Origin of the sequence: Serratia quinivorans (assembly GCF_052113645.1) — a bacterium.
GTDB classification, from domain to species: Bacteria; Pseudomonadota; Gammaproteobacteria; order Enterobacterales; family Enterobacteriaceae; genus Serratia; species Serratia quinivorans_B.
The window spans coordinates 115432-136470 of the sequence record NZ_JBIEIU010000004.1 but is presented as its reverse complement, the minus strand read 5'-3'; the positions used below and the strand labels follow the sequence as shown (position 1 = coordinate 136470).

Genomic DNA, 21039 nt, shown 5'->3' with positions numbered 1-21039 from the left:
GGGGCGGCGGCGCCTTACTGGTAAGGCTTTAGCCAATCAAGCCCGGCGACGGTAGCGCCGCGCGGGCGATATTCGCAGCCTACCCAGCCTTGATAGCCGATGGCATCCAGTTGGGCGAACAGCCACGGATAATTCAGTTCGCCGTCATCCGGTTCATGGCGGTCCGGCACCGAGGCAATCTGAATATGGGCATAGCGCCCGGCCAGGGAATGCATCAGTCCGCTGATGTTGCCGTCCACCAGTTGAGCATGGAAAAAGTCGAACTGAACGAAGACGTTCGGGCGATCGATGGCTTCGATCAGCTCTGCCGCCTGGTGTTGGCTGGAGAACAGATAATGGGGTTTAACCGGTGGGCTGAGCGCTTCGATCAGCACCTTGACGCCGTGCCTGGCGAAGCTGTCGGCAGCATAGCGAATATTGTCGATAAAGGTATCGCGGTAGCGCTGCCAGTCTTCCCCCGGGGGAACCACGCCGGCCATCACATGTACGCTGGGGCAGTTCAGTTCAATGGCGTAGGTCAGGGCGCGATCGATATCCGCGCGTGCATCTTGTTCACGGCCCGGTACCGCCGCCAATCCCCACTCACCGGCTTCGGCGTTGCCGGGGGCGGTATTGAACAGCACCTGCTGCAAACCATTGCTGCGCAATTTCTCCGCCAGCAGCTCGGCCGGATAGTCATAGGGGAACAGGAACTCCACGGCTTTAAAACCCTGTGCGGCGGCGGCCTCGAACCTTTCCAGGAACGGCAGTTCGTTAAACATCATCGATAAATTGGCGGCAAACTTAGGCATGGTTCAGCTCCGTAACTCGGTAATTTCATCATCGGTCAAATAGCGTATTGGACGGTTGCCGAGGGTGAAAATCAGCTTGGCCGCATCTTCCATCTCTTCAGTGTTATCCGCCGCCGCCCGCAGATCCTTCCCCGTCACCACCGGGCCGTGATTGGCCAGCAAAAAAGCACGGTGGGTCGGCGCCAGCTTGGCCAAATCCTCCGCCAGCCGCAGATCGCCGGGACGGTAGTAAGGGACTACCGGCACCTTGCCGACCCGCATCACCACATAAGGGGTGAAAGGTTTGATCGCGTTCTCGACGTCCAACCCTTGCAGGCATGACAAGGCGGTGAGGTAGGTACAGTGCAGGTGCACCACCGCTTTGCATTCCGGGTTATTCAGATACAGCGCGCGGTGAAAGCTGATCTCTTTCGACGGTTTATCGCCGGACAGCCATTCGCCGTTCAGGCTGACTTTCGACAGACGTTCGGCCTGCAGTTCGCCAAGGCAGGAGCCGGTCGGGGTCGCCAGCAGCGTGCCGTCCGCCAGTAACAGCGAGAGGTTACCGGCAGAACCGGTAGCATAACCGCGCTGGAAGAACGAGGCCCCCAGGCGCACCATTTCTTCGCGCGCCTGCTGTTCAGTCGTCATGGTCATAATGGGAACTCCGTTTGCGCCCGGGCGAAAAAGTTTTCATCGCCAAAGTTGCCCGATTTAAGGGCCAATGAAATCGGTTGTTCGATGGCGCGCACCCAGGGCACGCCGGGAGAGATGCTGGGGCCGATATGGAAACCGCGAATACCCAGCGCCTGAGTCACTACGCCGGAAGTTTCGCCGCCGGCAACGATAAAGCGGCTGAATCCGTGCTGCCGGAGCTGTTTAACCACCCCGGCAAACAGTGACTCTACCGCCTGACTGGCGGCTGCCATCCCGTATTGTTGCTGCACCTGCTGCAATATTTCCGGCTCGGCGGTGGCATACAGCAGCGGAGCCAATGGCGCGTTCGCCTGTTGCTGTACCCAGTCGGCCAGTTCTATTATGTAAGCCGCACGGTCAGATTCGCTAAGGCAACGCGCCACGTCGATAGCCTTGGCGGCCGCCTGCCGGCGATAATGAGCCACCTGCCGGTTGGTCATGACGGAGCAGGATCCGGACAGTACCACCGCTTTTTCCCCCTGCGGGGCTCCCGCACCCTGCGGACTGCCTTGTCCCGGTTGGGCCCATTGACGAGCGAGGCCGATCGCCAGGCCGGATCCGCCGGTCACCAGCTTCGTATTTTTCAGCGCTTCACCCTGGGTCAGTAAATGCTGCTCATTCAGCGTATCCAGCACGGCATAACGCACCCCTTGTTGCGCCAGCAGTTGCAGCTTTTCCGCCACGGCTTCGGCACCGCGATCCATTTCTGCGGCCGTGACCAACCCGCACCGGCCCTGAGCCTGCGCCTCCATCAGCCGCAACAGGTTACTGTCGGTCATCGGCGTCACCGGGTGGTGGCGCATGCCGGACTCCGACAACAGCTGATCCAACACGAACAGATAGCCCTGATACACAGTGCGGCCGTTGACCGGCAGCGCCGGGGAGATCACCGTTTGGCTTTCGCCCAGCGCATCGAGCAGGGCATCGGTCACCGGGCCAATGTTCCCCAGGGCGGTGCTGTCGAAGGTCGAACAGTATTTGAAGTAAAATTGCCGGCAACCCTGGCGCTGCAACCAGGCCAGCGCCTGCAACGATTGTTCAACTGCCTGCGATGGCTCGCAGGATCTTGATTTCAGGCTAATGACGACCGCCTGCGCTTCGACCGGTATGTTCTCTTGCGGTACGCCGTTTAACTGCACCGTCGACAGGCCGTTTTCCACCAGAAAGCTGGCAATGTCGGTGGCACCGGTAAAATCATCTGCAATCACCCCGAGCAGCATCATGCGTTCTCCTTCTTTTGCGGCAGATCGATACCGGCGAAGATCTTGATCACTGCGCTGTCGTCTTCTTTACCGAAACCGGCATTGCTGGCGGCGGTGAACATAGTGAAAGCGGTCGAAGCCAGCGGCAGCGGGAAATGCAGCGCTTTGGCGGTATCGGTCACTAACCCCAGATCCTTCACGAAGATATCCACCGCCGATTTTGGCGTGTAGTCGCCGTCGACCACGTGGCGCATGCGGTTTTCGAACATCCATGAATTACCGGCGGCGTGGGTGACGACATCGTACATCACGTCCAGGGGGATGCCGGCGCGGGCAGCCAGCGCCATGGCTTCTGCTCCGGCGGCGATATGCACCCCGGCCAGCAGTTGGTGAATGATTTTCACCGTAGCGCCCAGACCGATCTCTTCGCCAATGCGATAGACCTTGCCGGCAATGGCGTCCAGTACCGGCTGCAACTGTTGGAATGTGGACTCTTTACCCGATGCCATCACCGTCATCTGGCCTTCAGCCGCCTTGGCCGCGCCGCCGGAAACCGGGGCATCCAGCATGTTCAGGCCGAGCGCCAGCAACTGTTGTTCAATCTGTTTGGCATCGGCGGCGGAGAGGGTGGAAGAGACCATGACCGGCGTATTGGGTTTCAGCTTCGCGGCCAGGCCATTATCGCCGAACAGGATCTGTTTCACCTGGGCCGCGTTGACCACCAGCAGCAGCAAGGCATCCAACTCTGCAGCGAAATCGTCTGCACGGGTGGCCGCCTGTTTCGCCCCAGCCTGTTGCAATGTGGCCAGCGCCTGCGGGTTAAGATCGACGCCGTAAGTTGTCAGCCCGGCATTAATGCACGACGTTGCCGCCCCCATTCCCATAGAGCCTAACCCTACGATGCAAACTGCAAAATCCCCTGGCTGTGTCATACGGCACCTCATGTTAATTTTAGTGATAATTTGTTTTGTTGTGTTAAATATAAGCGCGTTATTGCACGAAGTCAGCGATCGGTATCACAATTATTAACAGTATATGCAGCCTGAATACACTCGCTGAAAGAGGCTGATGTCGGGTTAACTCGCTGTTTTAAAAATAGTTAAAACAAATGACTAATATCATGACCGATCTCACGGGCTGTAAAAAGGCTGCTATCATCGAACGAAAATTGACGTAAAATCACAATTATTATCACTGCGGTAAAGAGAGGGAACCGTGATACCTGTAGAACGCCATCAGCAAATTTTAGCGCTGGTATCCGAACGCGGGGTGGTCAGCATTGCTGAATTGACCGAGCGGCTGGGCGTGTCGCACATGACGATTCGCCGCGACTTGCAAAAGCTTGAGGAGCAGGGCGCAGTACTGGCGGTGTCTGGAGGGGTGCAGTCCGCAGAACGGGTTGCGATTGAACCTTCGCATCAGGATAAGGAAGGGATGTACAGCCAACAAAAAGCGGCCATCGGCCAGTTGGCTGCCCGGCAGATCCCGCCCAACAGTTGCATTTATCTGGATGCGGGCACCACCACGCTGGCGCTGGCGAAGCACATCAGTGAGCGCGAAGATCTGACGGTGGTCACCAACGATTTCGTGATCGCGGGCTACCTGATCGAACACAGTCAATGCAAGATTATCCACACCGGCGGCACCGTCTGCCGTGAGAACCGCTCATGTGTCGGTGAAGCGGCGGCTCAGGCACTGCGTGGACTGTTTATCGATCTGGCGTTCATTTCCGCTTCGTCATGGGGCATGCGCGGCCTGTCGACGCCGAATGAAGACAAGGTGATGGTGAAAAAAGCCATTGTTGAAGCCAGCCGCCGCTGCATCCTGCTGAGCGACACCTCTAAATACGGCAAAATCGCCACCTATCTGGCGCTACCGATCGCGGTATTTGACGCGATTATTACCGATGACAATCTGCCTGCCGCAGCGCGCGAGGCGATCCTGCAGGCGGATATCACGCTGCTGACGACCGGAGAGTGAGAGGCTAAAACAGAAAACCCCCAGATGGGGGTTCAGATTATTGACAAAGGGGGATAAAAGCGTGGTTTTTCCCCCTTTGTGTTATCAGCCGAAAATCAATAAATTGATTTTCAAAACCTTTAGTGCCTGCCGCCAAACATTATATGTTTGTCAGCAGTCTCAACCCCCAGATGGGGGTTATGGCGTTTCGTTTGAACGGTAGCGGCTGATGACCCGACCCGGCGTACCTAGGCAACCTCGTTCGCGCCATTCCTGACATCTTTGTTCCCACCAGGCCTCCTGAAATGCTTTGAGGGCGAGCAGGCGCTGCTTTTTGAATGCGGCTGTTTCTTCCTTAGGGACTTCCAGAACGCTATGTTTCGATGACATATAAACCGTCCTCCACAAGATCCAATCTGTACAAGCAGTGTACTGATCTTGCATGTTTTTTCAACAGTCGATCATAGATTCTTGCGAGAGCCGGCCTGAGGGGAAAGCAGAGAATAACTTTGGCTTCGCTTTGCTTTTTGAAACGTAAAATGGCTTCACCAAGGCCATTGACGAAAAAGTTCTCACGTTCACGCAGGCTGTACCTCATTTTGCTGAAGGTATCAAACTGTGAACGTTGATTCATATCGCGAGCAGTCAGTGCTTTAACATCGTAAAATTCAATAAGATATATGTGATCTAAAATCTTCGAATGGGTATAAATATGTGTAAACCATAGACGCATTTTCTGCGTTATCTTATTAAAATCCAGGTAGTACTCTGCATTTTTACCATCGCTTTTTCTCACCGTTATTTGATATCTAAACTCAGTGGTCCGTTGTGCATCCACCTCAGTAACATCAATCTCCATGATAAAATCCTTTTTATTATTACTTTTCCAATAGTTACCTTCCTTTTTAGTGATGAATTATTAACAGCGTCGGAATACATGTACCAGCCGTCAGCGGGTTTTCTGCGCAGCGCCACGCAGAAAACTAAATTCCGCTGAACCAGTTATAGCCCTGATCTTCCCAGTAGCCGCCGGGGTTGGTATCGCTGACAAAAATGGCGGCGATATGCTTGGCGTTCTTAAAGCCCAGTTTGGTCGGCACCCGCAGCCGCAGTGGGTAGCCGTAATCTGCCGGCAGCGCCTGGCCGCCGAAATCCAGCGCCAGAATGGTTTGTGGATGCAATGCCGTGGCCATGTCGATACTGGAGTAGTAACGATCCGCGCATTTGAAACCCACGTAGCGGGCGTTCAGATCCGCCCCGATGTGCTGCAGGAAATTGCGCAGCGGGACGCCTCCCCATTGGCCGATGGCGCTCCAGCCTTCGATGCAGATCAATCGGGTTATCTGGCTTTGCTGCGGCAGGCGTTGCAGTTGTTCCAGTGTCCAGGGAGCCTTTTTTTCTACTTTGCCGGAGACTTCCAGCCGGTAGCCGGCGAGATCGACCTCAGGCACGTTGTACTCCGGGTAAAACGCGTTGAACGGAAACGGATGGGTGATCTGGTCGGGACGATAGGTTTGCGCCAGCTTCTGGCCGTTGAACAGCCAGGCTTGCACCCGATCGTTCCAGCGCGACATGGCCCACAACACTTTATCCACCTGATCGCCGTCCTGCAGATTACAGCCGGTCAGCATGGCGACGCCGCCCAGCGTCAGGCCGGAACGCAGCATCAGGCGGCGCTGCAGATTAACCAGTTGCTTCTTTTGCGCCGGCTCCAGCACCGGTGCCACAGGACGCTGTTTTTTATCCGTCATGTTTGCCCCCCATTATCATTGCCCACAGCGTGCGTGGCACGATAATCACCATCAGCAGATGAATCACCACAAATAAACCAATGCCGGACATGGCGAAAAAGTGCAGGTAACGCGCAATGTCAAAGCCGCCAAACAGACTCACCAGGCCTTGCAACTGCACCGGTTTCCAAATAGCCAGCCCGGAGAGCACCAGCAGCAGCCCCAGAACCAGCACTCCGAGGTACATCAATTTCTGAATGGCGTTATAGCGGCCATGCTGATGTTTTAGCCGCAACGTCAGCGCCTGCCAGATATCGCGCCGCAGCGCGCCGAGGCCAAGTGGCAGCAGATCGCGGCGGAAATGGCCGCTGAACAGGCTCCACAGCAGATAACACGCCGCGTTGCCGGCCAACAGCCACATGACCGCCAGGTGCCAGCCAATCGCACCGCCCAACCAGCCGCCGAGCGTGACCTGCGGCGGAAAACGGAAGCCGAACAGCGGTGAGGCGTTATAGATTTCCCAACCGCTCATGAACATGCAGACCATGGCGAACAGGTTAATCCAATGGGTCAGGCGGACCGGCCAACGATGCACCGGCCGCGGCGCGTTACTTTTCATCATGCACTCCCGAATTACATCGGTGGAACGGTACCGTCTTTGCCGGCAGAAATGCGCGTAGCGACGCGTTCACCTTTATCGTCAGTGGCGGAGAACAGCACGATATGCGCGCCCGGTTTCAACAGGCTGCGGTCACCCGGATCCAGAGTGACGATCGGCACATCTTCCGGCACGTTAACGGTTTTCTGCTGATTGCCGTAGGTCACGGTCAGGGTGCGGCCGTTGGACTTCACCAGTTTGCCCACGGTGCCGTTGGTCATGGTGTCGACCTTGCCGTCGGCGGATTCCCAGGCCGAGTGGCCTTCACCGGTGCCGCGCAGGCTGGCCGCGAACACATGCACTTCCAACGCTTTCAACGAGCCGTCCGGCTGCGGTACCGCTGCGGTACCGATAAAGCTGTCCGGTTTGATGTCGTCCAACGTGCCTTTCGACACGCTCAGCACTCGGGTCTGGTCGTTGAGTTTAACGCTGACCTTTTCCCCTTTGCGATCGGTGACCTGCAGGCTGCTGTCGCTGACCTGATCGATGACGCCACGCAGTGGGGCAATCACCTTGCCCGACGTTTGCGCTGCGGCGGCTGCACCGCTGCACAGCATGAGAGTGGAAAGCAGTAAACCGGCAAAACGATGACGGGTAATCATAAAGTTCTCCTCTGTTTAGGTTGCCGATTAAGCATGGTTGAACAAGGGGGACAGCACCATGTCCGTTTGATGACATTAATGTCATCAAGAATGTCCGCCGAAACTGCTAGTATTTCCGCAAGAGTCATGAGGTGACGACAATGCGAATACTGGTGGTTGAAGACGACATCAGCACGGGTGATTACCTGAAGAAAGGGCTGGGCGAGGCGGGGTACAGCGTCGATTTGGCGCGTAACGGCACCGACGGTTTGTTTCGGGCGCTGGAGCATGGCTATGACGCTATCGTGCTGGACGTGATGCTGCCGGGGCTGGACGGCTGGCAGATCATTGAGGTGCTGCGCAAGAAAAGCGACGTGCCGATCCTGTTTCTTACCGCCCGTGATGGGGTGCAGGATCGCATTCATGGTCTGGAGTTGGGGGCGGATGATTATCTGATCAAACCTTTCTCCTTCACCGAACTGGTGTTGCGTCTGCGTACCTTGCTGCGACGGGGCACGGTGCGTGAAGCCGACCACTATGTGATTGCCGATTTGCAGCTCGACGTGCTGCGCCGCAAAGCGGTGCGGCAGGAGCAGGTGATCCTGCTGACCAACAAAGAATTCATGCTGTTGCACCTGCTGGTGCGGCGCGAGGGGGAGGTATTGTCGCGCACCATGATTGCCTCCCAGGTCTGGGACATGAACTTCGACAGTGACACTAACGTGGTGGATGTGGCCATCAAGCGGCTGCGCGCCAAGATTGACCGGCCGTTTGACGTCAAACTGATCCACAGCGTGCGCGGTATTGGCTACGTTTGCGAGCCGCGTTCATGAAGGCCCTGGTCCAACGTTGGCGTACACTGTCGTTGACGTTGCGCAGTGCCATGCTGTTTGCGCTGGTGGCGGCGTTGGTGGTCAGCGGGGCGGGAGGGTACCTGTATGGCGCAATGCGCCAGGAAATGACCACCCGCAGCGACTTTCAGGTCACCGGCCGGGTGGAGTACTACCGTCACTTGTTGAGCCAGCGTTTCCCGCTGGATCGTCTGACGGCAAATACCGGCCTGTTCGAAAATATGCTGGGCAATGAACAGGACGTGCTGATTTTTCAACAGCCGGGGCAAAAGCCGTTAATCAACGTCAACCCCGCCAGGCTGAGTCTGCCGCCGATGATCCCGACGCCAGTCGGTGTGCCGCAGTTGTTAAGCGCGGTACAACGTGGGCAAACGGCGGAGGGCGTGCCATTGCGCGCCGTATCGGCCCTGGTCAGGCTGGAGGACGGCAACCTGCTGCAGATCTCGGCGGCCCACGTGATGGTCAATGAACAGAAGATGCTGGCACGTTATTTATGGCGGATAGTGGCTGCTGTCGCGGTGGCATTTATCCTGATCGCCTTGCTGGGCTATTGGGTGATGCGTCGAGGATTGCAGCCGTTGTGGCGTATGGCGGCACAGGCCGCGGTGATCACGCCCAATACGCTGTCCACCCGCCTGAGCGAGCAGGGAGCGCCGAAGGAGTTGCAGCAACTGACCCGTTCGTTTAACGCCATGCTGGATCGGCTGAACGAAGGTTATCTGCGGCTGACGCAATTTTCCGCCGATTTGGCGCATGAAATCCGCACCCCGGTGGGCGCGCTGATGGGGCACTGCCAGGTGGCGTTGTATCAGGCGCGCAGCGTGGAAGAGTATGAAACCCTGTTGTCGAACAACATGGAGGAGCTGGAGCGTATTTCGCGCATGGTGGAAAATATCCTGTTTCTGGCGCGTGCCGGTGAAGGGCAAGCGGTATTGAACTACCAGCGCCTCGATGTGGCGCAAGAGCTGCAACGGGTGGCGGACTATTTCGAAGGCCTGGCGGAAGAACGCGGCATTACGCTGGTTTGCCAGGGCGAAGGGCAATGGGTGGCGGATGCGATGCTGTTCCAACGTGCATTGAGCAACCTGGTGTCCAACGCGGTACGCTATGCCGATGAAAACAGCCAGGTACAGTTGCAGGCCGTCAGCCAGGCAAATGGAGGGCTGGTGATAAAGGTGATTAATCAAGGGCCGGCAATTTCACCGACGCATCTGGATAAGCTGTTCGACCGTTTCTACCGTGCCGATGCCGCCCGTAGTGCGGGCAGTCACGCCAGCGGTCTGGGGTTGGCGATCGTCCGTGCGATTATGACGTTGCATGGCGGTGCGGCGCACGCCCGTTGTGACGCGGGCGAACATTCTGCCCAGATAACCTTCAGCCTGCTATTTCCTGCCTCGGACTAATCTATTTCTGTCGTTCCAGATCACCCGCGGGTTTATGCGGGACGGCAACATTACCGGTGAAAAGGTTATTCGGAGCTTTTTGCTTTCACTTTTCCCTCTATTTACCCAATAAGCACCGAATCAAAAGATTAATTCTGCCCTGAATTCCGTCATTTTTGCGCTGTGAGCCCCATTTTGGGGGCGTGTCTAGCATTGTCAAAATTCACCCTTCGTTACTTTGCTATTAAAATTGCTTGCATTAAATGAATGACGAGAATTTTTAGCTTAAAGGCGGTAATTTACAAAATAAAAAACTAACTTTAAGATATTTTACATATAAATATATCAATGGTGGTGATGTTTGTATAATCTTTGGTTATGGGTTATGAGAAAAATCTTATATAAAAAATACCAAGGTGAAAAAAATCTCTTTTGTTAAATTAATTGATTTTCATTACGGTTGGCGGCAGAGCTTGACTAATTAAACTGATTAAATATTGCTTAATATTCTATTAACATTTAACGCCGGGCGATAAATAATCACTAGAGTGAAACCTGTGAAAAAATGAAATATAGATTAAATGACCACATCATTTTTGACGTGGATACGGGCACCCTGAGCCTGACGGAGTTCTCTGATGACCCCATCTCTATTTCCAATCCTTCGAAGCGGTTACTGCTGCTGTTGATTAACCATCACGGCGAGCCAGTTGGGCGTGAAGTGATATTCAAGAAGGTTTGGGATGATTATGGCATGGTCTCAGGCAACAATAATCTTAACCAATGTGTGAGCAAATTACGGCGGGTCATTAAAAACCTGGGCATTGAGGATGAGGTGATAGTCACCGTGCCCAAGGTCGGCTTTATGCTGCGCTATGAAATTATGGTTGAGTCCTGCGAGGGGCCGGAAGATCGCTTCGCAAATGAAGAAATCCCCTTTACCTCACGGACACCGGTTCAACCGGAAATAACGCCTTCGGCAGAAGAGTCTGCGGTAACAAGGTCTGTTTATGCGGGTTACTCCCGGCGCTGGTGGGCGATAGCCTGTGTGGTGGCACTGGGCGCGATTATGCTGGTGGCCGGCATTACCACCTATCTCACGGGCTCGGTTTCCCGGCAAGAAATCTATCTGGGCAAGGTCAGCAGTTGTAAGGTGTTTATGTCGATGCCAGGGGCCTCGACCGCGGTCAGTGCCGGTCTGAGCCGTGACATTCTGGCCTATGCCGGCCCGCAAACGGCAGAATGCAACGGTGACGAATTCTTGTTGGTGGTACGCAGCAATCAGGTGCGTTCTTACATTTCCGGCATTTCCCGGTTGTTTTTCCTGCGCTGTCGCATTTTGCGTGAGCACCGGGTAGAAATTTGTTCAGGTCTTGAAAGCGACAACGCGGCAATTATCAATTAAGCATCAATCGGTGTCAGGACGAACGCCACCCCCGGGGGAAAGGAATATGCCGCCAATTTTATTGTCTTGATATTAAATACTTAAATTTCACCATCTGGTTAATAATGCAGCATTTGTCTGGTGCAAGCCTTATATTTTGTTGGCCTGCGTTGTCTGGCATTTTCGCATCGACCGCTATTTTTATACCTAATTATGGTAATAGATTATGAAGAATATCTCTTTCAGGGAGGAAATTCTCTTTTTCGAACCCAACCCCTGGGTGAGAAAAGGATTACGGGCACTTATTGATCCCGAGCCCATCGGTTACCAATTTACCTACAGTATCAATGGAATAGAGACTTTGCTGAGGGAGAATGAGCAACGGATCCTCATTATGGAGTTGTTTAATGAAAGCGAGAGTTTGTATGATGTATTAAGTTTTATTCTGACGATAAATGATATTTGGCCGAAGACGCCACTGATCATATTTACTGAAGTGACCAACCCCAGCATATTGGCCATTCTGGCTGCACAAGCGCATTTATCCCTGGTGGCCAAAGACGACCCGCTGGATTGCCTGTTTAAGGCTATTGACGCCGCCGAGTCGTGGGTGAGATATCACAGCCCCTGCATTCAGGCGGCATTGACCTTGTCGGTGGAACCCCTTTCCCGCAGCGAATGGCGAATACTGGCAATGATGATTGCCGGTGCCAATCCGCGACATATTGCCAATGTTACCCATCGCAGTTGCAAAACAGTCAGTAGCCACAAATTGAATATCATGCGTAAGCTGGGGCTTAATCAGGCTGGTTTTATGCGTTTGATACTTGCCTTCAGAATTCAACACCCTGCCTGAAAATTAGCCGTCGGTCTGCCGTGCGTCAAAGGGTGCCGGCGGTTTAATATTTCCACCCTCAAAGACCCCATCCCTTTATCTGCCCGCCTGGTCCCCGCATTAATTGATCTAAATCAAATTAAACATCCTACAAAAATAAACCATCGACCCTATTTTTAATCTGGCTCAATAGTCCATTTTATATGCGGATCCAGTGGTTTTATGGATAAGAAAAACAATAAGCGTTTTGTTCTTGTTAAGGGCTATTGTTGGGTTTTCTAACTTATCAGGAAAGAAATAAACATTAAATGAAGGGTTAAAATCTAAATATTTGAGTATTGATAGTTAATGATTCTTTTTTGATTCAGTGCGGTTACTCTTTCCCCGTCAAGCAGACTGGCTAAAAACACTCATGTAAGTGACTGGTTAAGGCACGTCACGCTAATGGACGCACAATCATATTTTAAGTTGAAGGGAGTTTTACCATGAAGAAAATTACACTGGCTCTGGCAATCATTTCAGCCTTCGCTGCGGTCAGCACTGCACAAGCCGCCGACGTTACCGCTCAGGCGTTGGCTACCTGGTCTGCTACCGCGAAGAAAGACACTACCAGCAAATTGGTTGTTACCCCAATTGGCAGCCTGTCTTTCAACTATGCGGAAGGCATCAAGGGCTTTAATAGCCAGAAAGGTCTGTTTGACGTGACCGTGGAAGGGGATGCGACCGCTACTGCATTCAAACTGACCTCTAAATTGGTTTCCAACACGTTGACTCAGCTCGATACCTCGGGTTCAACACTCGACGTCGGCGTGAACTACAACGGTACAGCCGTAGAGAAAACCGCTGAAACCACCATGATCGACACCTCTGCCGGCATTCTGGGCGGCAACCTGAGCGCGCTGTCCAACGCCTACAACCAGGCTGGCCGCACCAGCGCACAAGATCAGTTCACCTTCAGCATCATTGGCGCCACGTCTGACGGCACCACGGCTGTGACTGACTTCAGCACCTTGCCGGAAGGTATCTGGAGCGGTGATGTGAGCGTGGAATTCAACGCCACCTGGACCGCTTAATTCCTGAGTCACCGGTTTGAAGCAGGGGGGTAACCCCCTGTTATTTACCGCCACTGAAGAATCCACTGGAATACCGTCATGAAACGCCTCTCTCTCGCCGCCTTCCTGTTGTTATCGCTGTCTCAATCTGTTTTCGCGCTCGATGTCGGTGAGATCAGCTCGTTCATGCACAGCGATAGCGCGCGTCTGAGTAAAGAAATCAAGAACACCACCGACAGCGGTCGCCTGGTGAACATCAAAATCGAACGTATCTCCAGCCCGCTGGAGTCCGGCACCCTAATCCCGATGGGCAGCAAAGATGAAATGCTGCTGTCGCCGGCCAGCCTGATTTTGCCGGCCAACGCCAGCGACGTGATTCGCTTTTACTACAAAGGCCCCAACGACAATCAGGAACGCTATTACCGCATTGTCTGGTTCGATCAGGCGTTGAGCGATGTGGGCAAAAACTCGGCTAAACGCAACGCGGTGGCGACGACCTCAGCCCGGATCGGCACCATTTTGGTGGTGGCGCCAAGGCAAGACCAATTCAACTACCAGTTTGCCGCCGGTCAGATCAAAAACACCGGCAATGCCACCTTCAAGGTGGTGGCTTACGGGAATTGCCGCAACAAGAAAGACGGCAATGACTGCAAGGAAAATTACTTCGTCATGCCGGGCAAGGCGCGCGGTTTCACGAAAGTGGACGTCAGTGACAAGAAAGGCCGCGTGGCGCTGTGGCATGGCGAACAGTTTATCCCCGTGAAATAGCGCATTGCGGAACCCACGGCAAAACGTATCCGGAATGGAACTCATAACCAGAATTCAAGGAGTGGGATGTGAAAGGTGTGCTGGATGATGTGCTGTTGAAAACGTTGTTTGCCGCCGGTGCCGTTGTGCTGCCAGCGGTATTGCTGCCGGGTCAGGCCGTTATCGCTGCCGGCCTGACTCAGATTGATGGCGTTCTGATCCCGCAGACTTTCAGCCTGGCGCTGCGCGAAGGTATGAGTATCCCGGTGCTGTTGCACTTTGAAAAGAACAGCGGCGTAAAAGATGACCGTCGTATCGGCCACGCCTTCTTGTACCTGGATAACGATCAACTGAAAATCCGCCAGATCACGTTGGAAGACGGTGACGACGGGACGCCGCTGAGCGCAGAGACCATCAAACAACTGCAGGCATTGCAGCAGGCTAAATTTGATTCTCAACAACGCATCACACTGACGCCTGACGCCTGGCTGGCGCTGGATTTCCGCCAGCTTAACTTGCAGTTGGTGGTGAAAGAGTCCGCGATGGGAACCCTGCTGCGTGCGCGCTCCAGCGACATCGGCGCTTCGAGCGTGAATGCCGTCAGCAGTACGCTGGATTATAACCTGGGCATTTACGATAACCGCACCCGGGCCAGCGAGGGCAATACCTCCAGCTACCTGTCGCTCAACAGCGTTACCGCTCTGCGTGAACACCATGTGGAAGTCAACGGATCGGTCTATGGCATTGGCAGTGGTGATGAGAACGCCACGTTGTATAAAGCGATGTACGAGCGCGATTTCGCCGGTCGACGCTTTGCCGCCGGTATGCTGGACAGTTGGAACCTGCAGTCGCTGGGGCCGGTCACTACCATCAACTCGAGCAAAATCTACGGCTTGTCCTACGGCAACCGCGCCAACTCGACCGTTTTCGATAACAGTCAGTCGTTGACGCCGATCGTGGCGTTCTTCCCTTCGGCGGGTGAGGTGCATTTGTCACGCGAGGGGCGACTGCTCAGCGTGCAGAACTTCGCTATGGGCAACCATGAAGTGGATACCGGCAATCTGCCCTACGGCATTTATGACGTCGAAGTCGAGGTGGTGGTTAACGGCAGAGTGATAGACAAGCGCATACAGCGGGTGAATAAATTGTTCACTCCCAATCGCGGCGCCAATGCCCCCCTGGCCTGGCAGTTCTGGGGCGGGATGATCCACATGGACGACTGGCGCGGGGATAACCAGCGTCAGCGAGAGGCGAAAGATTCCTACCTGATCGGGGCCTCGGCTACCGGCAATGTGCATACGCTCAACTGGGCGCTGTCCGGCTATTCGTTTGACAGCAATGCCGTCGGCGAAAGCCGCATCAGCGTGCCGCTGACCGAGTCGATTCAGTTCAACGTGCAGAACATGGCGGCATCCGACAGTTCCTGGAGCCTGGTCAACAGCGTCAGTGCCGCCCTGCCTGGCGGTTTCAGCAGCCTGTGGGTCAATCAGGAAAAGACGGTGATTGGCGACAAACTGTTGCAAAACGATGCGCATAACCGCGCGATTGGCGGCACGATGAATTTTGGCGCCCTGTGGTCACCGCTGGGGAGCCTGAGCCTCAGTTACAACGACGATAAAAAGAACAGCAGCCATTACTACAACGCCGATTATTACCAAAACGTTTTCACCGGTCGTTTCGGTACGCTGGGCGTGCGCGCCGGTGTCCAGCGCTACAACAACGGCAACAGCGGCTCGAATACCGGCAAGTACATCGCGCTCGATTTCTCATTGCCGATGGGTAACTGGCTCAGCGCCGGGGTCTCCAACCAGAACGGCTATACCACGGCTAACCTGGCCGCGCGCAAGGACATTCAAAACGGGCCGATCCGCACTGTCGGCGCTAACCTGTCGCGGGCGATCTCCGGCGATACCAACGGCGATAACAGCGTTAACGGCGGTGCCTATGCACGCTTTGATACCAAGTATTCCGCCGGTACAGCCACCGTCAGCAGTTCTGCCGACGGCTACGTTAACTCAAGCCTATCCGCCAGCGGCAGCGTGGGCTGGCAGGGGCGTGATATTGCGGTCAGCGGCAGAAACGAGGGCAATGCGGGCATCATCTTCAACACCGGTATTGAAAATGACGGCATGCTGACCGCCCGGGTCGATGGGCGGATGGTGAAGCTGACCGGCAATAAAAACTATGTGCCGCTGTCGCCGTATGGCCAGTACGAAGTGGAGTTGATGAACAATAAAAACTCGGCAGAAAGCTTCGACATCGTCACCAAACGCAAGAGCAAGCTGACGCTGTATCCGGGCAACGTGGCGGTGATCACACCGGAAATCAAACAGATGGTGACGGTGTTCGGCCGTATCAAGGCCGAAGACGGCACGCTGTTGGCTAATGCCTATATCAAAAACCACATCGGCCGCACCCGCACCGATGACAAAGGCGAATTCATTATGGACGTCGATAAGAAGTTCCCGGTTATCGACTTTACCCACAGCGGTAACCAGAGCTGTGAAGTGGATTTGGATCTGAGCAAGGCGCAGGGCGCCGTGTGGGTCGGTGACGTGGTTTGTACCGGGCTGAAAACCTATGCTGGCAATCTGCAGGCAGGAGAAATGATTAATGAAGGCTAAGATTGCACTGTTGGCTGTTCTGCTGACTTCGTTGCCGCTGCGGGCGGCGGTCACCGTCACCAACTGGCCGGATGCTTCGGCGGTGAAGTTCGTGTTCGTTGAGAACAACGCCGATGATAACTTTTTCGTCACTCCGGCTGGGGTACTGGATCCGCGCATGACCGGCGCCAATAAATGGACCGGGCTGAAATACGGCGGTTCCGGCACCATTTATCAGCAGAGTTTGGGTTATGTGGATAATGGCTACAACACCCTCTTAACATCGAATTACCGCTTTGACATGTGGCTGGAAAATGCGCCGATCAAGAACCCGTTCCTCGGGTTGCGCTGCATTAACTGGTATGCCGGTTGTAATATGGACACCAGCCTGATCCCGGCGGAAAGCACCGATGATAAGGGATTCTATGGCGCGGTCGTGACGCCGGGCGGCGCTAAATGGATGCACGGCATGATGTCGCCGAGCTTTTATCAGTACCTGAAACAGATGGCGCCTGGCGATGCGTTCAGCATGCAGATTAATAGTTGCCAGACCGCGGACGTTTACGATGCCGGTAGCGGGGGACGTTGTCAGGATCAGAGCAGAGGCAGCTGGTATAAACGTACCGTGACCCACAGCAAGGCGGCGCATCTGCGTTTTATCAACACCAATGCGGTGTCTGAGGTATTTATCAACAGTGACGGCGTACCGATCATCGGTGAGGGCAACGCCGACTGCAAGAACCAGACTATCGGTTCGCGCTCCGGCATCATGTGCAAAATGGTTAGCTATGACCTGCAAATCGACGGCAGCGTCAGCAATGTTTCTATTCACGTGTTTCCATCGATCAACAATGCGGCGCTGACCTCGGCAGTCAGTGCCGAAGACTTGCAGTTCAGCCTGAACGGCAACAACTGGGAACCCACCTCGGGAACCACCAGATACTATAATTTTAACCAATTGAAGAGCAGCAACGTCATTTACGTCTTTTTCTCCAGTAACTTCTTTAAGCAGATGGTGAAGCTGGGGATTTCCGACAGTGGGACGCGTGACCTGATTAACTTCCGTTTCCAGAACACCACTTCGCCGGAATCCGGCTGGTATGAGTTTTCCACTTCCAACCAGCTGATTATCAAACCGCGTGATTTCAGTATCAGCATCATTTCTGACGATTACGACAACACCCCTCATCGTGAAGGCTACGTGGGGCCGGGGGAGCCGCCGCTGGAGTTTGGTTATCTGGTGACCACCAGCGGAAAAACCGCCGCCGATGAGGTGAGGGTCATGGCAACCGGGCCAACGCAGGCCATCAACGGTATCAACTACTGTATTTTTTCCTCGGCGGATAACAGTGCCAAAGTGCCGTTCCCGGCCACGCTCAGCATTACCACCAGCACCAACGGCCAGCAGAGTTATGACGCCGGTTGCGACGGGCAGTGGCATGACATGACGAATGCACTATGGAGCAGTACGCCGTGGAACGACATTTCCGGCGAAATAGGGGTGTTAAACAAAACCCGGGTGAAATTCAGTATCCCGATGAATAACCCGATTTCGCTCAAGACGGTCGAGGGTGACGGTTGGTTCGGCGACGTCAGCGCTGCCGGCGAGATCCACGTTGAAGCCACCTGGCGCAATATTAATTAGAGGAAAGGCTGTGAGAGGCTTGTTGTTCTGGCTGCTGTGTCTGCCATTTTACGCCACCGCGATTAACGTCGGTACCCTGACGTTCGCCATGGATCAGGACCAATCGTTCACCGCCAAGCGGGTGCTGAACAACAACGGCAGTGCGCGTATTTATCAGGTAACCTTACGCGCCATTGACCGGCCGGGGGAAAGCGAAACACGCAGCAAGCCGGTGGACGGCGAGCTGCTGTTTGCTCCCCGTCAGCTCCAACTGCAGGCCGGACAGGGCGAGTATTACAAGTTCTTTTACCGCGGGCCGCAGGATAACCGCGAGCGTTATTACCGGGTGTCATTTCGCGAAATTCCGACCCGTTTATTTGACCCGGCGAAGCGCCAGGCCGCCGGCGTCAATGTCGAGCCGATCGTGGTGATGGACACCATTTTGGTGGTGCGGCCGCGCCAGAGCAATTTTGCTTATCGGCTCGATTCGCAGCGCGGCACCCTCACCAATACCGGTAATACCTACTTCAAGTTCTTGCTCAAGCCCGGCTGCGACAGTACCGACGAAGAGGGGATCACCGAATATCTGCGCCCTGGCGATACGCTGACCCATGCCGGTATTCGGCTGAAAGGGCAGAAATTTATTATCTATAACGACAAATTTATCAGCATCGATAAAAGCTGTATTAACCAGTAATCACGCGCTAACGCAGCGGGATCGAAAAGCGGAAGCAGGCGCCGCTTTGTGGCCGTTCGATCAGTTGGATATCGCTGTCGTGCAGCAGCAAAATACGCCTGACGATCATCAGCCCCAACCCGCTGGCATGACGGCGGGCGCTGCTCAGAATCGAAGGGCGAACGAACAGATCGGCGCGCAGCTCCTGCGGGATGCCGGGGCCACTGTCGTTAAGCTGAACCAGCACTTTACCTGCCTGTTGCCACAGGCGCACCTCTATTTCCCCGCCCTGCGGCGTGTGGCGGATCGCGTTATCCAGCAGGTTGGTCAACACCCGTTCAATCATGCTGACATCGGCAAACACCAACGGAATGCCAGGGGCGATATCGGCCAGCAGCCGTTGATGGCGAGCCTCTGCCGCCAGCTCGAACTTCTGGAAGACGTCCTGCACCAGCTCGCTGAGCGAAAACGGCTCTTTCTGCGGTTTCACCACGCCATACTCCAGCCGTGCCAGCTCGAACAGTTCCTGCGCCAGCCTGCCGACCTTGCTGCTCTGCGCCAGCGCGATCTCCAGATAGCGTTGACGATCGCTTTCGCTCAGGTTGGCGGATTTCACCGAGAGCGTTTCCAGATAGCCGTGCAACGAGGTCAACGGGGTGCGCAGGTCGTGCGAGATATTGGCGATAAACTCGCGGCGCTGTTGATCCTGTTGCGACAGCGACTGCCATTGTTCGGCAATGCGTTGCGCCATGCTGTTGAACGCTTGCTGTAGCCGGCTGACCTCGTCTCGTCCGACGGCTTCGATCGGCAGCGCGGCATAAGCCTGCACCGCCGCGATACCGCCACTGTCCAGTTCACTGACCTGACGCGTAAAGCGACGGATGGGCCGGGTGACCCAATAGAAAGCGAAACCGCCGGCCAACAGGCTGAACAGCACCATCAGGCCCGATGACCACAGCGCCATGGAAACCGCAGAGTCAAACAGCGCGTTGCTGGCCAGTGCGTCGTAATCTTCACCCAGCAGCACCACGTACAAATAGCCTTCAACCTGGCCATTGACCTTCAACGGGGCGGCGCTGAACACTTTTTTGGCATTCGGGTTGCGTGGGTCATCGCCGTAAACCGGCATGCTGGCCCCCTCGAACAGCGCCTGCAGCGGCAGCAGATCCACCGTCTGGCGTTTCAGATGGCCGGCCGGGGCGGCGTTGCCAATGATGTTGCCCTGTTTGTCGAGCAGGTACACCTCAACGCTGGGGTTTACCGCCATCAGTTGATCGAACAGGCTGCGAACCGACTGGGCGTTCGGCCCGTTTTGCCCCAACAGTGGGTTACTGTCGGCAATGTGTTGCGCCAGGTTACCGGACAGCCGTTGGATCACCGCCTGGCTGTACTGGGTGCTGCTGCGCACCTGCATCCAGCCCGCTATAGCGCAGCTGACCACCATCAGCAGTGTGAAGATCAGGGTCAGCCGTTGCGTTAACGTAAGATTTCTCATGATTCACTCTTGCGGTGTCGCCGCGAATTTATAGCCCATGCCCCACACGGTGAGGATGCGCTCGGGTTCAGCCGGGTTAGTTTCGATCTTGATGCGCAGCCGGTTGATGTGTGTATTCACGGTGTGCTCATAACCTTCATGCTGATATCCCCACACCTGGTTGAGCAGGCTGAGGCGGGAAAAGACCTTGCCGGGGTGTTTGGCAAAAAAATACAGCAGGTCAAATTCACGCGGCGTCAGGTCGATGGTCTGCTGGTTCAGCAGCACTTCACGCGCGATCGGATCGAGGGTCAGTCCGTCGAAACTCAGCGTGCCGGCGTCCATTTTCAGGTTGCGGCTCATGGCTTCCTGGCGGCGAAACAGCGCCTTGACCCGGGCCACCAGCTCCAGCATCGAAAAGGGCTTGGCGAGGTAATCATCCGCTCCCAGCTCCAACCCCAGCACGCGGTGGACTTCGCTGGAACGCGCGCTGGTGATGATGATCGGCGTGTAGCGCGTCATATTGCGTGCGCGGCGGCAGATCTCCAGCCCGTCGATGCCCGGCAACATCAGATCGAGGATCAGCGCGTCCCAGCCGCCCTGTTCCAGCATCGCCATACCCAGATTGCCGTCGGCAGCATGGCTGATGTCATAACCCTCGTCGCGCAGATGTAACTGCAGCAGCTCCGCGATATTGCCGTCATCCTCGACGATTAAAATTTTCTTTGGCTTTTCCATTCTTCTCACCGCTGATGGCCTGGTCTTATTGAAGTCTACACAACCGCCCGAGCCGGAGTTATCACATTTTATTTAAC

At 55.1% G+C, this 21039-nt stretch carries 20 protein-coding genes; 10 read left to right on the top strand and 10 right to left on the bottom strand.

Going from position 1 to position 21039, the window contains the following annotated elements; translation table 11 throughout:
- Positions 1 to 14: 14 nt before the first annotated feature.
- The 4 genes from ACGS9J_RS09810 to ltnD are packed head-to-tail and all read right to left on the bottom strand — an operon-like array spanning position 15 to position 3600.
- Positions 15 to 791 (bottom strand): HPr family phosphocarrier protein, encoded by a 777-nt coding sequence (locus tag ACGS9J_RS09810; RefSeq protein WP_442230736.1) that lies wholly within the window; start codon positions 789 to 791, stop codon positions 15 to 17.
- 3 nt (positions 792 to 794) lie between these two features.
- Positions 795 to 1427 (bottom strand): 3-oxo-tetronate 4-phosphate decarboxylase, encoded by a 633-nt coding sequence (otnC, locus tag ACGS9J_RS09805; RefSeq protein ID WP_442230735.1) that lies wholly within the window; start codon positions 1425 to 1427, stop codon positions 795 to 797.
- Positions 1424 to 2686 carry a 3-oxo-tetronate kinase gene (otnK, locus tag ACGS9J_RS09800; RefSeq protein WP_442230939.1) on the bottom strand — a complete coding sequence of 421 codons (1263 nt, stop codon included), beginning with the start codon at positions 2684 to 2686 and terminating at the stop codon, positions 1424 to 1426. Before otnK ends, otnC begins: the two co-directional genes overlap by 4 nt.
- On the bottom strand, positions 2686 to 3600 hold the full coding sequence (gene ltnD / locus ACGS9J_RS09795) for an L-threonate dehydrogenase (RefSeq protein ID WP_442230734.1): 915 nt from the start codon (positions 3598 to 3600) through the stop codon (positions 2686 to 2688). The genes otnK and ltnD overlap by 1 nt, the downstream gene beginning before the upstream one ends.
- A gap of 283 nt (positions 3601 to 3883) precedes the next feature.
- Here ltnD and ygbI point away from each other — a divergent pair, with 283 nt between their 5' ends.
- Positions 3884 to 4648: a DNA-binding transcriptional repressor YgbI gene (gene ygbI / locus ACGS9J_RS09790; protein WP_442230733.1), complete on the top strand. Its 765-nt coding sequence runs from the start codon at positions 3884 to 3886 to the stop codon at positions 4646 to 4648.
- Positions 4649 to 5000: 352 nt separating this feature from the next.
- On the opposite strand, the gene ACGS9J_RS09785 is transcribed toward ygbI, so the two are convergent.
- From ACGS9J_RS09785 to ACGS9J_RS09770, 4 genes are all read right to left on the bottom strand, one after another.
- Positions 5001 to 5486 carry a hypothetical protein gene (locus tag ACGS9J_RS09785; RefSeq protein ID WP_442230732.1) on the bottom strand — a complete coding sequence of 162 codons (486 nt, stop codon included), beginning with the start codon at positions 5484 to 5486 and terminating at the stop codon, positions 5001 to 5003.
- A 124-nt stretch (positions 5487 to 5610) separates the two neighbouring features.
- Positions 5611 to 6378 carry a molybdopterin-dependent oxidoreductase gene (locus ACGS9J_RS09780; RefSeq protein ID WP_442230731.1) on the bottom strand — a complete coding sequence of 256 codons (768 nt, stop codon included), beginning with the start codon at positions 6376 to 6378 and terminating at the stop codon, positions 5611 to 5613.
- Positions 6368 to 6976 (bottom strand): cytochrome b/b6 domain-containing protein, encoded by a 609-nt coding sequence (locus ACGS9J_RS09775; RefSeq protein WP_442230938.1) that lies wholly within the window; start codon positions 6974 to 6976, stop codon positions 6368 to 6370. Before ACGS9J_RS09775 ends, ACGS9J_RS09780 begins: the two co-directional genes overlap by 11 nt.
- Positions 6977 to 6990: 14 nt before the next feature.
- The gene (locus ACGS9J_RS09770; RefSeq protein ID WP_442230730.1) at positions 6991 to 7617 is read right to left on the bottom strand and encodes a hypothetical protein; all 627 of its coding nucleotides are present in this window, start codon (positions 7615 to 7617) and stop codon (positions 6991 to 6993) included.
- 140 nt (positions 7618 to 7757) lie between these two features.
- Between ACGS9J_RS09770 and ACGS9J_RS09765 the strand changes: the two genes are divergently transcribed.
- The 9 genes from ACGS9J_RS09765 (at position 7758) to ACGS9J_RS09725 (ending at position 18771) form a co-directional block, all read left to right on the top strand.
- Positions 7758 to 8429 (top strand): heavy metal response regulator transcription factor, encoded by a 672-nt coding sequence (locus tag ACGS9J_RS09765; protein ID WP_442230729.1) that lies wholly within the window; start codon positions 7758 to 7760, stop codon positions 8427 to 8429.
- Positions 8426 to 9850: a heavy metal sensor histidine kinase gene (locus ACGS9J_RS09760; protein WP_442230728.1), complete on the top strand. Its 1425-nt coding sequence runs from the start codon at positions 8426 to 8428 to the stop codon at positions 9848 to 9850. The genes ACGS9J_RS09765 and ACGS9J_RS09760 overlap by 4 nt, the downstream gene beginning before the upstream one ends.
- Before the next feature lie 544 nt (positions 9851 to 10394).
- Positions 10395 to 11234: a winged helix-turn-helix domain-containing protein gene (locus ACGS9J_RS09755; RefSeq protein WP_442230727.1), complete on the top strand. Its 840-nt coding sequence runs from the start codon at positions 10395 to 10397 to the stop codon at positions 11232 to 11234.
- A 205-nt stretch (positions 11235 to 11439) separates the two neighbouring features.
- Positions 11440 to 12069, top strand: coding sequence for a helix-turn-helix transcriptional regulator (locus ACGS9J_RS09750; protein WP_442230726.1), 630 nt, complete (start codon positions 11440 to 11442; stop codon positions 12067 to 12069).
- Between the two features lie 464 nt (positions 12070 to 12533).
- Positions 12534 to 13121, top strand: coding sequence for a common pilus major fimbrillin subunit EcpA (gene ecpA, locus ACGS9J_RS09745; RefSeq protein WP_442230725.1), 588 nt, complete (start codon positions 12534 to 12536; stop codon positions 13119 to 13121).
- A 78-nt stretch (positions 13122 to 13199) separates the two neighbouring features.
- Positions 13200 to 13868 (top strand): hypothetical protein, encoded by a 669-nt coding sequence (locus ACGS9J_RS09740; RefSeq protein ID WP_442230724.1) that lies wholly within the window; start codon positions 13200 to 13202, stop codon positions 13866 to 13868.
- 80 nt (positions 13869 to 13948) lie between these two features.
- Positions 13949 to 16471 carry a CS1-pili formation C-terminal domain-containing protein gene (locus ACGS9J_RS09735; protein ID WP_442230937.1) on the top strand — a complete coding sequence of 841 codons (2523 nt, stop codon included), beginning with the start codon at positions 13949 to 13951 and terminating at the stop codon, positions 16469 to 16471.
- Positions 16461 to 18095: a fimbrial adhesin EcpD gene (ecpD, locus tag ACGS9J_RS09730; protein WP_442230723.1), complete on the top strand. Its 1635-nt coding sequence runs from the start codon at positions 16461 to 16463 to the stop codon at positions 18093 to 18095. Before ACGS9J_RS09735 ends, ecpD begins: the two co-directional genes overlap by 11 nt.
- Before the next feature lie 10 nt (positions 18096 to 18105).
- On the top strand, positions 18106 to 18771 hold the full coding sequence (locus ACGS9J_RS09725) for a fimbria/pilus periplasmic chaperone (RefSeq protein ID WP_442230722.1): 666 nt from the start codon (positions 18106 to 18108) through the stop codon (positions 18769 to 18771).
- 7 nt (positions 18772 to 18778) lie between these two features.
- Here ACGS9J_RS09725 and ACGS9J_RS09720 read toward each other — a convergent pair whose 3' ends face one another.
- Together ACGS9J_RS09720 and ACGS9J_RS09715 are read right to left on the bottom strand one after the other, a co-directional pair.
- Entirely contained in the window at positions 18779 to 20245 is a 1467-nt protein-coding gene (locus tag ACGS9J_RS09720) for an ATP-binding protein (protein WP_442230721.1), read from the bottom strand.
- Between the two features lie 3 nt (positions 20246 to 20248).
- On the bottom strand, positions 20249 to 20962 hold the full coding sequence (locus ACGS9J_RS09715; RefSeq protein WP_442230720.1) for a response regulator transcription factor: 714 nt from the start codon (positions 20960 to 20962) through the stop codon (positions 20249 to 20251).
- Between the last annotated feature and the right edge of the window lie 77 nt (positions 20963 to 21039).